13 protein-coding genes and 1 tRNA gene are annotated in these 14853 nt (G+C 42.7%); 6 read left to right on the top strand and 8 right to left on the bottom strand.

The genetic code is table 11. From position 1 onward, the window contains the following. Positions 1-290: 290 nt before the first annotated feature. Positions 291-2051, bottom strand: coding sequence for a WD40 repeat domain-containing protein (locus HXY43_RS12685; RefSeq protein ID WP_290883553.1), 1761 nt, complete (start codon positions 2049-2051; stop codon positions 291-293). Between the two features lie 874 nt (positions 2052-2925). On the opposite strand from HXY43_RS12685, the gene HXY43_RS12680 reads away from it, so the two are divergent. The 5 genes from HXY43_RS12680 to HXY43_RS12660 all read left to right on the top strand — a co-directional run bounded on the left by HXY43_RS12680 (position 2926) and on the right by HXY43_RS12660 (position 5904). After that, a complete protein-coding gene (locus HXY43_RS12680) occupies positions 2926-4389 on the top strand; it encodes a glycoside hydrolase family 13 protein (RefSeq protein ID WP_290883552.1) in 1464 nt (487 codons plus the stop codon). 129 nt (positions 4390-4518) lie between these two features. Next, the gene (locus tag HXY43_RS12675; RefSeq protein ID WP_026735671.1) at positions 4519-4755 is read left to right on the top strand and encodes a DNA-directed RNA polymerase subunit omega; all 237 of its coding nucleotides are present in this window, start codon (positions 4519-4521) and stop codon (positions 4753-4755) included. 22 nt (positions 4756-4777) lie between these two features. Further along, positions 4778-5314: a hypothetical protein gene (locus tag HXY43_RS12670; RefSeq protein WP_290883551.1), complete on the top strand. Its 537-nt coding sequence runs from the start codon at positions 4778-4780 to the stop codon at positions 5312-5314. Between the two features lie 103 nt (positions 5315-5417). Beyond that, a complete protein-coding gene (locus HXY43_RS12665) occupies positions 5418-5783 on the top strand; it encodes a DUF1818 family protein (RefSeq protein WP_290883550.1) in 366 nt (121 codons plus the stop codon). 47 nt (positions 5784-5830) lie between these two features. Then, positions 5831-5904: transfer RNA gene (locus HXY43_RS12660), tRNA-Pro, on the top strand. 375 nt (positions 5905-6279) lie between these two features. Here the strand turns inward: HXY43_RS12660 and HXY43_RS12655 are convergent. From HXY43_RS12655 to def, 7 genes are all read right to left on the bottom strand, one after another. Further along, positions 6280-7281 (bottom strand): J domain-containing protein, encoded by a 1002-nt coding sequence (locus tag HXY43_RS12655; RefSeq protein ID WP_290883549.1) that lies wholly within the window; start codon positions 7279-7281, stop codon positions 6280-6282. A gap of 120 nt (positions 7282-7401) precedes the next feature. After that, complete coding sequence (locus HXY43_RS12650) at positions 7402-7914, bottom strand: AAA family ATPase (RefSeq protein WP_026735692.1); 513 nt, start codon at positions 7912-7914, stop codon at positions 7402-7404. 84 nt (positions 7915-7998) lie between these two features. Next, positions 7999-9288: a glucose-1-phosphate adenylyltransferase gene (locus tag HXY43_RS12645; protein ID WP_290883548.1), complete on the bottom strand. Its 1290-nt coding sequence runs from the start codon at positions 9286-9288 to the stop codon at positions 7999-8001. A gap of 175 nt (positions 9289-9463) precedes the next feature. Beyond that, on the bottom strand, positions 9464-9766 hold the full coding sequence (locus tag HXY43_RS12640; protein ID WP_290883547.1) for a hypothetical protein: 303 nt from the start codon (positions 9764-9766) through the stop codon (positions 9464-9466). 406 nt (positions 9767-10172) lie between these two features. Continuing rightward, positions 10173-11912, bottom strand: coding sequence for a S8 family peptidase (locus tag HXY43_RS12635; protein ID WP_290883546.1), 1740 nt, complete (start codon positions 11910-11912; stop codon positions 10173-10175). Positions 11913-12806: 894 nt separating this feature from the next. Next, on the bottom strand, positions 12807-13007 hold the full coding sequence (locus HXY43_RS12630; RefSeq protein ID WP_290883554.1) for a hypothetical protein: 201 nt from the start codon (positions 13005-13007) through the stop codon (positions 12807-12809). A 21-nt stretch (positions 13008-13028) separates the two neighbouring features. Beyond that, positions 13029-13592 (bottom strand): peptide deformylase, encoded by a 564-nt coding sequence (def, locus tag HXY43_RS12625; protein WP_026735697.1) that lies wholly within the window; start codon positions 13590-13592, stop codon positions 13029-13031. 333 nt (positions 13593-13925) lie between these two features. On the opposite strand from def, the gene HXY43_RS12620 reads away from it, so the two are divergent. Then, positions 13926-14828 (top strand): ABC transporter permease, encoded by a 903-nt coding sequence (locus tag HXY43_RS12620; protein ID WP_290883545.1) that lies wholly within the window; start codon positions 13926-13928, stop codon positions 14826-14828. The last annotated feature ends 25 nt before the right edge of the window (positions 14829-14853 follow it).

Genomic DNA, 14853 nt, shown 5'->3' with positions numbered 1-14853 from the left:
GTCTAAAAACGTTGAAACTTTTACTAATCCCTATTAGGGATTGAAACTCACTAACTTATCTCTAACTTTATCTGCTTCTGCGTTGAAACTTTTACTAATCCCTATTAGGGATTGAAACATTGCTAATGAAGTTAAACACCCGGCACGCTTGTTGAAACTTTTACTAATCCCTATTAGGGATTGAAACTTTCCTGGTAGCCAAATCCTTGTAGAGACGTAGCATTGCTACGTCTCTACATACCCGTAAATTGTAAATTCATCCGCATGATTCAGCAACGCCCAAAATAATATTAACTCCGTTGCCAAATTTTAATCGTCTTATCCAAACTTCCACTCACCAAAATTTCCCCAGAAGCAGTAAATGCTACTGCCGTAACAGTGTGAGTATGACCAGTAAATGTAGCTAGCAATTCACCTGTTTGTAGATGCCATAATTTAATAGTTTTATCGGCGCTGCCACTAGCGACAGTTTGCCCATCGGGAGAAAGGGCGATCGCATATACTCCATCTCTGTGTCCTTTCAGGGTATGCAGCAATTCCCCTGTTTCTAATTGCCAAATTTTGATAGTCTTATCCCGACTGCCACTGACAAAAATTTTGCCATCAACACTCATCGCTAGCGATCGCACAATATGAGCATGGCCTGTGAGAGTATGCAATAACTCAGCATGGGTCGGTTTACCTCCTGGTTGTTGGCAAACTTGCCACACCTTAATTTTGCGGTAACTGCCTGTAACCAAAATTTGCCCATCTTGGCTCAAAGCCAAAGAATGAGCAGCAGTATCATCTAAAGAAAGGGCAACAGTTACCTGGCGTTGCATCAAATCCCAAAACAAAATTTTTCTGTCATCTCCTCCCGTTGCTAACATCCGTCCATCGGGAGTGAAAGCAACACAGCGCACCATGCCATTATGTTTGTGCAGGATATCTATCAAATCTTGTGCGCCTACATGCCACATTTTGATCGTAGAGTCTGCACCACCACTTACCAAAGTCTGCCCATCTGGACTAAAAGCTAGGGCATTTACTTCATCTACTAATCCAGACAACATCCAAGGATGCTCTGATAAAGTACCAACTAACTCTCCCTTCGTCAAATCCCATAACTTTGTCTCTCCACGACTCCCACTAGCTACCAACACAGAGATGGAATCGTTGTTACTTCCGGGACAGAAAGCAAGACAGTTAATCCCTCTAGTGTGCCCTTTCAATGTTTGCCAGCACTCCCAATCTCCGATTATCTCCTTAAGGGGATGCTCTGGTGGTACAGTTTGAGTTTGTTCTGGAACCATTATTTCATCAAACAATGGCAGTGCATTTTGTTTGCTAATTCCTGTTTCCAAATACCAACTCAGTCCACCCGCATATAATAAACTGCTGGCAGTAATGTAAATTTTTGGTTCACTAAATTCAAGTTGATTTGTAGGTAAAAAGCCAGTAATTATTGCTTGTTTTTCGTAACCTCTGGTGCCAGTAAATGGATAAAACAAAGATAAAAAAATCAATAGTTGGTTATTTTTCAAATCTTCTTGAGTAACAGACCACTTAATCTTATCTTTTTTAAGACTATTAAAACTTTCGCCATCTGCAACGCAAGCTAGAATACTAACATTGGGTTTATCAACAAGTAAATAAGGAAATTTGCTTTCACCGCGTAAATTTCCCTCATCATCTAATACCATATTTTTGACAGCGTCTTGTGGCATTCTATGAATCCTCTTGCCCAGACGTTGATGCATGACTTGTTCAACAATTTGCTCTCGTAAAATATAATCTTCTGCTTGCTGCTGAAAGTACGTCGGAAAGGGTATTGTCCATTCCGAAAATTCAGGATATTCGGGTGGTGTAGGAGGCGGATTTTTGGCAATAATTTCTGCTTGTTGACGAGCAGTTTCCATCAGTTTTTCCAGTGCTTCGCCCCAAAATGGCATAATTTCAGTGTGGCAACCTTTGACTTGACTTTCCAGCAAAGATACGTCATGAGTCTTTGGTTTTTTCACCCGTTGAAGGAAATCAGCTTGTTGAGCTTTGAGTAAGCTAATCCAATCCATCGAAAACCTCCCAAGGGTACTGCAACCATATCGCCCCAGCAATTGATTGTATAGAGAATTGCTAGACAAAAACGACTATTGAGTTGACAAAAAATAGGTACCTTCCCCTAAGAGTAGGGTAATCTGGCAGAAAAAATGATGTTTTTTGCTACACAAAGCTGAGTTGTTTGGTCAAAACCAATTGTAATGATGCTGCTAATTTTCTCCGCAAAGGTATTCACTATCTAGATCTCCGGAAAATAAATAACGTTGATTTGAGGTAGTCAATCAGGCTTAGATCTTAACTCTCCTATTTTGCCTTTATATTTCTCAGCTTGGGTAGAGGAGTGTGTGCAGCGCACCATTGCATACCTTACGTTAAGCCATACGGAAGTCATCGCTCAAGTTTATTAACTTGAGTTAACAACCAGTCAGTAACATCATTGGTATGCACAGACACAAAACAATCAGTCACCAGACATCGCCAAAATTGCTAACCAGTTGAGCTTGAGCTAAAGCAAAATTAGGTGATAGCAGTTAATTCTAAGCAACCTGGAGAAGGAAATACTGTTTCGAGGGAAGCAGTTTTAGGGAAAGGATGGGGAGTAGTTAATTAAAAATTAAAAATTAAAAATTAAAAATTAAAAATTTTGAATTTTACATTTTTAATTCCCCGAAGGGGAGATGGATTAACCACCAACCACCAACCAACCACTGTACGGGCGGGTTTAGCCATGATACTTATGAGCTTCGATGACAAAATGTCTATCAAAACCCGCCCCTACTAACCACCAACTACTAACAAATGACTATAGATTAAATTTTCTACCACAAGTGTGAGACGCAAGTAACCTCCTATCTGCAACGATCGCGATGGAGAAATAAAGAGCAATTCATGCAGATTCACACACCAGACTGGGTTAAGCACGCTGTTTTCTATCAAATTTTTCCCGATCGCTTCGCTAGAAGCAAGCAACCACGCAAACGACTGTTGCGTAATGCTAGTTGGGAAGACTGGGACGCTATGCCTACACTCCAAGGTTACAAGGGAGGGGATTTGTGGGGTGTTCTCGAACAGCTAGATTACATACAGGATTTGGGAATTAACGCCATTTACTTTACACCCATCTTTCAATCTGCCAGCAATCACCGCTATCACACCCACGATTATTATCAGGTTGATCCCATGTTGGGGGGCAATCCGGCTTTTGAGGAATTGCTAGATGCAGCCCACGCCCGCAATATTAAAGTCGTATTAGATGGAGTATTTAATCATTCCAGTCGTGGCTTTTTCTTTTTCCACGATGTTTTGGAAAATGGCCCCCATTCGCCTTGGGTTGATTGGTTCAAAATTGAAGGCTGGCCTCTTTCTCCTTACAATGGCGAATTTCCCGCCAACTACAAGAGTTGGGCTGACAATCGAGCGCTACCAGTATTTAACCATGACAACCCAGAAGTCAGGGAATACATCATGGAAATTGCCGAATTTTGGATTAAATTTGGCATTGATGGTTGGCGTTTAGATGTGCCGTTTGAAATTAAAACTCCCGGTTTTTGGCAGGAGTTCCGCCAGCGTGTCAAAGCCATCAATCCCGATGCTTATATTGTGGGTGAAGTTTGGGGAGATTCTCGCGAGTGGTTGGATGGTACGCAATTTGACGGCGTGATGAATTATTTATTTGCCGCGCCAACGATCGCATTTACCGCAGGCGATCGCGTAGATATGGAACAAGTCCAAGGACGTTCCTATCATCCCTACCCGCCTTTGTTTGCTGCTGAGTACGCTGCTAAAATGCAGGAATTACTGCAACTTTACCCTTGGGAAATTCAACTGACGCAATTAAATTTACTAGCGAGTCACGATACAGCACGGTTGATTAGTATTGCTGGGGAAGATAAAGCTAGTGTAAAATTAGCAACTCTACTGCTACTCACCTTTCCTGGTGCGCCCAGTATTTATTATGGTGATGAAGTGGGTTTACCCGGTCGTCTCGATCCAGACTCCCGTCGTGGCTTTCCTTTAGAAGCCAGTTGGGATCGAGAAATTCTCGATACTCACCGCCAATTAATTGCCCTCCGCCACACCTACCCTTGTTTACGTACGGGTGATTACCAAGTCTTATATTCCCAAGGAGAACTTTACGTTTTTGCACGCACTTTAGACAAAGAGGAATTAGTGATAGCCGTTAACTCTAGTACTGCATCGGCAAAAGCAAACATAGACACAATCAATTTGCATACCCAACCCAACAAGCTTTTATATGGCAGTGCTGAGGTTGAATGGCACACTGAGGGAGAGATCAAATCCTTAAGTTTAAACCTTCCTCCACGCACTGGTTGTATTTTAGGTGTTGGTTAGCGGATAGTGGATAGTAGATAGTGGATAGTAGTAAAAAATCAACAACTAACAACTAACCACTAACCACTAACCACTAACCACTAACTAATGATGCTGCTAAACTAAAAAAGACCCAAAGAACCAGTAAATATGCTAAAGCGTTCTAAGTTCGAGACGACCCAATCCCAAATTATGCACCGTGCTGAGGATCTGATTAGTGCAGCCTCAAATCGCTATCGCATTACGGTTCAAGTGGCAAATCGTGCCAAGCGTCGGCGTTACGAAGACTTTGAGAGTAGCGATGATGCCATGATGAAACCAGTGCTAAGAGCAATCATTGAGATGTCAGATGAACTGACTCAACCAGAAATTATTGGAGAAGTATAAAAAGTACAATTTGCCAAGTAGAATGAGCAAAAATTTACTGTTTCTACAATCTATGCTCAAGCCTTGGCAGGCAATCTTCACTTCCCCCTTTCTAAGGGGGAGCGGGGGTATATTAGTGTTGGGTGTATTGTTGTGCGATTTTAGTCAAAGCCAATTAATCCACACCAGTTTACTCTCTACCCAACCTGCCTACGCTCAAAGAGTTAGTTCAACGGAAGTTTGGCAGCAGGTGTACAAACAATTGCCAGACTTACCAAAGGAAAATCAATATATAAGTAAAGAAACCGGGAAAGTAGCCGAAAACAATACCTTAGTCAGTCGCATGATTAGGTATCATGTTTACGTTAAAGGACGGCCGCCAAATTATCGCCTGGATTGGAAATTGACTTTAGCTGATTACCTGGATGCAAATGAACTGATGTATGACGGATCGTATCCAGGAAATGATACATTACGGCAAAATCCCTTTGAAGGCGATCGCGCAGCCATTCGCCGTCTTAACCGCCGCCAGCGAGATGCGTTAATTCAGGCGTTAGTTAACGGTTTTAGTCAAAAATAGTTAGTAGATAGTAGTTAGTGGGTAGTGGGTAAAACTAAACTACTAACCACCAACCACCAACCACTAACCACTAACTACTAACCACCAACCACCAACATAATTTATGGAACGTGTCGTTAAAAGTGGATCTGGTTGGCGTATTGGTTGGAACCCATCTGCACCAGAATATAAAGGTTTAGTGGGTACAGATGATTGGGCGATCGAGTTAACAGAAGCAGAATTAAATGATTTTTGTCGGCTACTGTTGCAACTAGCAGACACAATGCAGCAACTTGCTTCGGAATTAATGGACGAAGAAAAAATCGCCTGTGAAGCCGAAAGCGATTTACTATGGATGGAAGTAGAAGGTTATCCCCATGCCTACAGTCTGCGCTTTATCTTAAATACGAGTCGCTGTGCAGAAGGCAAATGGAGTGCTGCCGCTGTTCCAGGTTTGCTGCAAGCCGCTGGGATGCTTAAGGTTTTTTAGATTAACTATTGTTTATTACCGAATTCGTGTTATTATAAAAAGGTTGCCGGGGCGTAGCGCAGCTTGGTAGCGCGCCACTTTGGGGTAGTGGAGGTCGTGGGTTCAAATCCCGCCGCTCCGATTGATGACCAGACAACAATCAGTAGAAATAACTGCTAACCTTGAGTGTAGTCTTTTGGACGTACAGCAGGTGTTGGCTATGCAAAAATTAACAGCTATTGCTGGCGATCGCATTTAGTAGAAGCAACATCAAGCTAAGTGCAGGTATTATGCTAATGGCATTTGGTACCTTTTGGATCGGTGAAGGATTTGACTTCAGTTGGTTTTTAGGAGAACTAACACTTTTAATTTTGATAGGTTTGTACGGAATTATTAGTTTTTTAGCAATTTATTGGTTACAAAACAAGCAACAATTGTAGGGTTATTGTTTGGTGTTTGTTGATTGTTGTTTGTTTTTTGTTCCAACCAACAACCAACATTTTCCAATCCAAAATGATTACAACTTAATATTTTGCAAATGACTGCGGGGGTTAGAGGTACGGATAGTGCGGATTTTTTCATAATACTCCCGCTCTTGTTGACTGATGTCTCTGGGAGTGGCGATCGCAATCTTCACTAGTTCGTCGCCGCGTCCACCCTTTGGTTGCGGCCAGCCTTTACCGCGCAGACGCAGTGATTGACCAGAACGCACCCCAGCAGGTAGCTTCACACTAACACTACCATCAGGTGTAGGTACTTCTATCGAGGCTCCTAGAACAGCTTCATCTGGTGTAATTGGCACTTCGCATACCAAATTATCACCCTCAAACTGGAAGAAAGGATGAGATTGAAGTTCAACCTTTAAGTACAGATCGCCTCGTTGTTGGGTTAAAGGACTGACTGGGCCTTTACCCCGTACGCGCAGACGAGTACCGGGTTTTGCACCAGGAGGAATGCGGACATCAATAGTTTCGTTGCCTAAACTGAAGCGCTTCTTGACACCATGAAACGCTTCTGAAAAAGTCAGACTAATTGCGGCTTCTCCGTCTTGAGTTGCCGCACCTGCACCAGTGTCTTGAAATCCAAAATCACTAAAGCCACCAAAACCACCCGGGCCAGCACCCGTAGAAGTACGGTAACTATAGCTTTGTCTGCCACTGCGAGGGCTAGCACCGCCAAAACGTCCTAATAACTCATTGATAAAATCATCAAAACTGCCATATTGACTGAAGTCAAACCCACCCATATCAACCCCAACACCACCGCCAGGGAAGCCTTGACCAACTTGCTTCCAATATTGACCAAATTGATCGTATTTCTGGCGTTTGTCTGGATCTGACAAAACTTCGTAGGCTTCGTTAATTTCCTTGAAGCGTGCCTCCGCCTGTTTGTTGCCAGGATTCACGTCAGGGTGATATTTACGAGCTAATTTCCGAAAAGCTTGCTTTATTTCATCTGGACTGGCAGTTTTACTGACTCCCAAAACTGCGTAATAATCTTTAAAATCGGTTGTAGCCATCTACCAGCCTCCTCTAAAAATTTACTTTATGTTTTTTCTAATATTAGAGTCGCCACTTTCAGCCGGGTATAATTCCAGGCACATAAACTCTGATTTTAAGTTAACAAACCTTTAATAAAATCAAGTTCGGTTCTTGCTCAAAACACAAGCGCAATTTCCGTACTCTCCAATCTCTTTGGAAAAGCAAATCAGACAGTCTAGTCCTTCTTCTAAACTGGGGGGAGCATCACGTAGTTGGCGATACATGCGAAAAATGACCTCCTCCGGCACTCGGCGTTCCCGCCTCTTATTGCGTGCCAAACACAGCCAAACAGGGGTATTGATCCAGATTCCACTAATGTGAGTAAAACCGATGTCGCGGGCGAGGGTGATGACTTCACGGCGATGGCGTCGCTGAGCATTGGTAGCGTCGTAAATTACTGTACTACCTGTAGCGATCGCCTCTTGAAATTGTCGTTTAACTTCCCACCAAATCCACAGCCACGGGCCCTGAAGTGCTTCATTGCCAAATAATTGCCCCCGAATAGCATCGGTAGAAACCAATCGCCTCTGGGGGCATTCTGCTAGCAACTGTTTTGCCAAAGTTGACTTACCACTACCAGGAAGACCAATTAGTAGAATTAATTTTGTCATTTGTTAGTAGTTAGTAGTTAGTAGATAGTAGTTAGTAGTTGGTTTTTTACCACTAACCACTAACTACTAACCACTAACCAATAACTAAATAATCGTTCCATCTGGAATGACAGCATTTTTCAGCACAACGACAATGCCACTGCGAATGTAGAAGCCTTGGCTTTCACGTTCGGCTTCTTGAACGTTATCCTTGTTAATAATTTGCACATCGCAGCCGATGTGAGTATTTTTGTCAATGATGGCACGCCGAATTACTGTGTTAGCGCCTATACCTAAAGGTATCGTGCTGGGATTGCAATCAGACTGACGTTCGGCAAACGCTTGGTAGTAGTCTGCGCCCATAATCAAGGAATCTTGGATAATACAGCCACTTTCAATCCGCGATCTTATCCCCAGCACCGAATTTTCTACTCGGCAATTTTTTAGAATACAACCTTCACCAATAATCGATTGCCTGACATGACAATCTAAGAGTTTGCTAGGAGGTAAATAACGAGCGCGTGTGTAAATTGGTGCGTTTTCATCGTAGAAACTAAAGGGCGGACGGGGTTGCTGAGTCAGTGCCAAGTTGGAATTATAAAACGCCTCGATTGTTCCAATATCTTCCCAATAGTCATTAAACAGATAGGCTTGAACGTTGTATTCTTTAGAAGAATCAGGAATGATTTCTTTACCAAAATCAGTTCTTTCTGAAGATTCTTTCAACAACTTGATCAAAACGTCTTTTTTAAAGACATAAATGCCCATCGAAGCGATGTAGGGCTGTTGTTCGGCTTGTTCTTGATTTAAGCCAAGAATGGTAGTGTCTACCCGCATTGCTTTTAAAGCTTCGCCTTTAGGTTTTTCGCTAAAATCAATTATCCTACCAGACTGGTCGATTTTCATTAAGCCAAAGTCTGAGGCGCGGCGCTCGTCAATAGGTATAACTGAGAGAGTGATATCAGCCCCAGTTTCTCTATGACGCTGGATAAACTCACGGTAGTCCATCCGATACAGGTGATCGCCTGAAAGTATCAAATATTCGTCTACATCCCATTCTTCAAACAACCACAGGTACTGACGAACCGCATCAGCTGTACCCTGGAACCAGCTAAGGTTTTCTGGTGTTTGCTGTGCGGCCAAGACTTCCACAAACCCTTCAGTGAAGCCAGCAAAGCTGTACGTACGAGCAATGTGGCGATTCAGGGAGGCTGAGTTGAATTGTGTCAGGACGTAGATTTTGAATATTTCAGAATTTATACAATTACTGACAGGGATATCAATTAACCGATACTTACCCGCCAGTGGTACTGCTGGTTTAGCACGTAGTTTAGTTAACGGATAAAGGCGGGTTCCGGCACCGCCACCGAGAATGATTGCTAAAACTTTTTTCACAACTTTTCTCCCGACTGCCTTTCAACTCTCACCTACAGTGTAGGACTGTCTGCGGCAGCTGGTAAGGGGGGATCGCAGACTAAATTAGTCAAGTTTGCATTATGCTGCCGGAGATAAACGATATTGCAAATCGTTACAGAATGTAAGTGAGTGTATCATTTTACATTAAGACTTATTAAATACCCATACTTCTGCCACTTAGGCGTCTATCCATCAAACGCAGCTTTTGCGACAATTTCAAATACTGCACCCAAGGTTGCTCTGATAATTTGGAAATTTCATTGGACGATAGAGTAGCAGAAAAAACATCTTTTTCTTCAGTGATACCACTGACTCCCAAACTTTCCAAAACAGCAGCTGCACCAGAGGCATCAGAGATTGGTTTAGTGTGGATAAACACCACTAAACTGCGTTCTTGTGGATCTTGAACTTGATTTAGCGCCATCGTAAGGGCTGCGTCTAGCTTTTGATAATTCATATTCAAATCCCCCATGAATACTCCAGTTGCGGAAACAATAGACCTCTTGCACGAATTGAAAAATCATATCAAGTCCGGCTAATTGCTTACGATATGGTTGGTAATAGGTAATTGGTTTTTCCCATTACCTATTACCCATTACCGATTACCGACCTTCACAGATGTTTTGCTGTGCTCAACATGACATTTTAAATATTCATGCAAGAGGTCTAATAAAGGCCAAGGATTAAAGTAATTGCTTTTCCTGTTTCGTTTACCCTTTCACCTTTTCCACATAGTAGCAGTTGGTATTTTTGTAAACAAAGGACAGGCTAAAAATAGCCTGCCCTAAAAACAACTTATCAAATTTATTGGTTTGAATTGCCTATCCCAGTGCAGAACTAAATATACGCTTGTCTACAACTAATTACAGATTGAGCGTCTCAATCAGTCCAAAACCCCATTTGTTATCAAAGGTTCCTGCATCTTTTCCAGGAATAGAGCTATTTTTACGTAGCAGTTCTTTCACAGTAGCTGGGTCAAGATTGGGGTCACGCTGCAACAACAGTGCTACTAAACCGCTGACGAACGGTGTTGCCATACTCGTACCAGCCATAGTCACAAACTTAGAATTTACCATCATCGAGCGATCAAAATTTGCAGTGGAGGAAAGGGCGGAAACAATCATCGCTCCCGGTGCTGCAACATCAGGTTTGTGGGCATTATTCCGCAGCGGGCCTTCACTGCTGAACTCAGAAATATTATCTAACTCCAAACCAATTTCTCGATCGCTACCGTCAATATCAGTATACTTCATTTTAGTAGTATAAGAAGCAACTGTAATTGCACTGCCAGCAGCTCCGGGTGAACCAATTTTGACTGCATCGGATATGCTCTTACCTGTGAAAAACACCGATGCAGCGTCATCTAATGTCCATACATCCAAGCGGACATCATCTCCGGAAGTTTTGCGTACCCGCAACTGCCAAATACCGCCTGATACAGGTTGGGTAAATCTGCTGCTACCTGCACCCCGAATTTGTACAAAGAAGTTGTAGTCTCCGTTGATTGGATCGGGCCCTGGCGTGACGATTTGTACCTGTGCATCTGGTAAGGTATATTCCTTGGAAGGATTACCATCAGCAATAATTGGTTGAAAAGGAGTTACGAAACCATTGGGACTCCGCACCGAGACTTCCAACTGACCTTCGCTAGAATACCAGCTGTTTAACCAAACGATACCTACTTGGTTGTAGGGAACGTTGAAGCGCATTGTACTCATTCGCTTACAGGTGACATTGGTCTGACCGTGAATATTGTCATTACCTTCGTTACCCGCAGCACAGCAAACAATTCGTCCCGGGCCTGATTCGGCATCGATGATTTTTGACAGAGAGTCGCTGCCATCGTGGGCATCGGCATGTCCACCCAAGCTAAGATTTACTACTGCTGGGCGTCCCATTTCACTTGCCACTCGGAAAATATAACGAACGCCATCGGCAATGTGGGCGTCTTGCAAGTCTGTTTTAACGACTACTAATTCTGCTTCCGGCGCTACACCGCTATAGGTAGCATCAGAACCAGCAGCAATACCAGCAACATGGGTGCCGTGACCATCTGTATCTTGAGAAATTGTCAGTTGTGCTTCAGTTAATTCTGCCCCATAACCGCCTTCTGCCACTCCTGGCCCTGGCAGTGTTTGATCCCAAATCCGTAAAATGCGTCCGGCAAAGGCAGGGTGTTTTGGATCAATGCCGCTGTCTATTACACCGATGACAACTCCCTTGCCTGTCAATCCGGTTTTGTTCTTAAACTCCGGTAGTTTGACTCTTCCTGGTGCTACATCCATCCGCAAGTGCAATTTGCGCGATGGCTTAATCCGTTGGATGGTCGGTTCATCAGATAGATCGCCTAAACTGTCTATGGGTAAGTAAGCTGTCCGGACAGCACCTGTGTTTTGGTTGACTTCAATACCGTATTGTGACAAATGACTCAAGTCAGTTTGTTCATCACAGTAGATAAAAACGACACTCCGTGTTGGCTTGAGGCTAGTTTTGGGGGCAACTATACCAAGCGATCGCTTATGGCCGATTAACGCCGCTTGCCCCTCTCTTTGATAGTCTTCGTAAGCCAGTATCAACCCAGGAGAAAGTTTTTCGATTCTCATGTCTGCCTCAAATTAAGTTCAATTGCTGCAAAATTCTAGCAGGATAAGTCGCTCTTGTATCGGTTCCAAACAAGTAATTTTTTTAACTTTAGTAATTTATAGCGACTATAGCTATATAGCGTTGCATGTAAACAAGATTACAAAAATTAGGAGTCAGGAATGATGAATTATCAGGTATGACTTGTGAAGGTGGGCAAATAGAGCATCGATTCAGTATTCATGAATTCTTGGTGCGGTAAGACCAAGGAGAGGGGGGAGTGGGACATGGGGAGATGGGGAATTGGGAATTGGGCATTGGGCAAAAATAAGTCAAAAGTTAAAAACTAAAAGTAAAAAGAAAGAATTTTTTCTTTTACCTTTTTACTTTTTACTTTTTACTTCTCCAGTTCCATTGCAAGAGTGCCCACTAACCACTAACCACTAACCACTAACTAACAACTAACAACCCTCATATTCATATTTATTCACATCCAGTTACTTCACAATTTTCATAATTCATCATTTGTATTTTATAAATACAGTGCCTGCTTAACTAATTACGCAAAAAGTTAGAAAAAAATTTTTTGTGGTGCCGGTTGGACAGCCTGCATCGGAGGGGTGAGACGCCCATCCACTCATATAATCATCATGCACCAAATTATTCCGGTCACGCCAGATATGTTAGCAACAGCCTAAGCACCTAATGTTTCATGAAGCTTATCTAAGTTAAATGGAGCGCAACTTAGATAAACTTTAATGTGCTTTTAACTTGTATAAATTTCATTAAACAAATAAATGAACTGCCTTAGAAGTGAAGCGACGATGAACGGGTAGAGAGACAGTAAAAACAAGTAAAAGGTAAAAGGTAAAAGGATAAATTCCTTTTCCTTTTCCTTTTGATTCCATACCTGATGCTTATTTATTCATATTAGCTTTAGCATCTTTCACTGCGGCAAAGAAAAATAATCCTGTCAGTGGAATGCTGAGTGCTAAGATAATCGCAGTGTTTTGAGTACCTAAATCAGGTTGCCCAGAACTAAGTTCAAAAATTGAACCTACAGCCGCGATCGCCGCAATACACGAACAGGCAAGAAACAAACCACTCTTGGGGGTCATTGTATTCACAAGCACACCATCCTATGCAACTGGTTTGACAGTTTGATAGGAAAAGCCATGCTTAGATAACTCTTGCGTCAAAGCCAAAGAGTTTTCTACACGGTCTACAAATACTACACCATTGAGGTGGTCTATTTCGTGCTGAATGCAGCGTCCGAGTAAATCTGATGCCTTCAACGTCTTGGGACGTCCATACTCATCTTTATAGGCTATTTCTACAACTTCAGGGCGCTTTACATCCATGTAAACCCCTGGAATACTTAAACACCCTTCTTGAGCAACGCAGATTTCGCGGCTAACCTGTTTAATTACAGGGTTAATCAACACTAGTGGGGGATTGGCTGGGTTATCTGGTTCAATATCGATGACAATAATTTGTTTGTGAATTCCGACTTGGGGTGCAGCCAAACCAATGCCATCCTGACTGTACATGGTTTGTAGCATTTCGCGTGCGACTTTGCGGATTTCCTCGTCTACTTTAGCAACGCGCTTGGCTGGTTGACGCAGAACGCGATCGCCCAGGTAATGCAGTTCCAAGGGCGGTTTCTGTAACTTTTTCTTCTCAACAACAATTTCCGAAGGCATGCTCTTCTAACTCACCTAATATGGATTGGAAATGATTTCGCTTTATTCAATCTTAGCAACCAGAAGATGTGCAAATTAATTTCAATTACATAGTAGGCGAGGGGAGGGGGAGTGGGGGAGTGGGTATAGGGAATTAATTGGGCATTGGGCATTGGGGATCGGGCATGGGGCATTAGGAATCGGCGATGATTAATAACCACTAACTACTAACTACTAACTACTAACTATTGACTATCTCCTCTAGCAATTTTTGTCTGGTTATGCAGATGGCGAGTATAAAAAGTTAAGTATAATCTCGCGCATACAATCCAAAATTCTGCTGAAGGGTGTAATGTGTTAAAAATCCTGACTAAACTTGACTACCTGCTCAAAGAAACTCTGATTGGTTTGCAACGCGGCGGCTGGATGAATTGGGCAGCTATCAGTACTGTCACGGTGTTACTATTTTTATTTGGTTTGAGTCTGCAAACTTCTTGGCAAGTGGAAAAACTGCTCTACCAATTCGGTAGTCAATTAGAAGTATCAGTTTATCTCGATTCGGGTGTGCGAGCAGAAAGCATTGAACCACTGGTGGCGAGAATGCCAGAGGTAGCGGATATAAAAATTATTACTAAAGAACAAGCTTGGAATAAGTTAGTAAACGAACTGGGAATTTCTGATATCGAAGGTGCTACCCAGCAGTTAGGTGAGAATCCGCTTGTAGATGAATTGAAGGTGAAAGCACGCAACTCTGAGGTAGTCCCAACCCTAGCAACACAACTAGCGAAGTTGCACGGAGTAGATGCAGTTCAGTATGTGGATGAAGCTGTTAAACGCATTGCTCAGTTGCATCGAGGCTGGAATTGGGTGACACTCACAATTACCATTATTCTCACCTCAACAGCGATCGCTGTCACCACCACCACCATCAGACTAATAGTCATGGCGCGACGCCGGGAAATTGAAATTATGCAACTAGTGGGAGCAACATCAGCTTGGATTTACTTGCCGTTTATCTTACAAGGAATTGCTTTTGGTTTGGTTGGAGGTGCGATCGCCTGGAGTTTTATCAGTCTGATTCAACAGTTTCTCGGCAATGTCCTCGCCAATCAACCCGAATTCATCAAATTTATTACCAACGGCTTGCAACTAACTCCGTTACAAACATTATTATTGCCCCTGATTCTCCTAAACTTTGGTGCAACGGTAGGATTAATAGGGAGCTTATTTGCTGTTCGACAGTTTGCTAAAAGTTAGTCATTAGTCCTTTGTGCTTTACTAA

The sequence above is a fragment of the Fischerella sp. genome (assembly GCF_013388695.1).
GTDB lineage: Bacteria > Cyanobacteriota > Cyanobacteriia > Cyanobacteriales > Nostocaceae > PCC9605.
The sequence above is the reverse complement of the archived record's forward strand: the minus strand, read 5'-3'. Positions and strand labels throughout refer to the sequence as shown.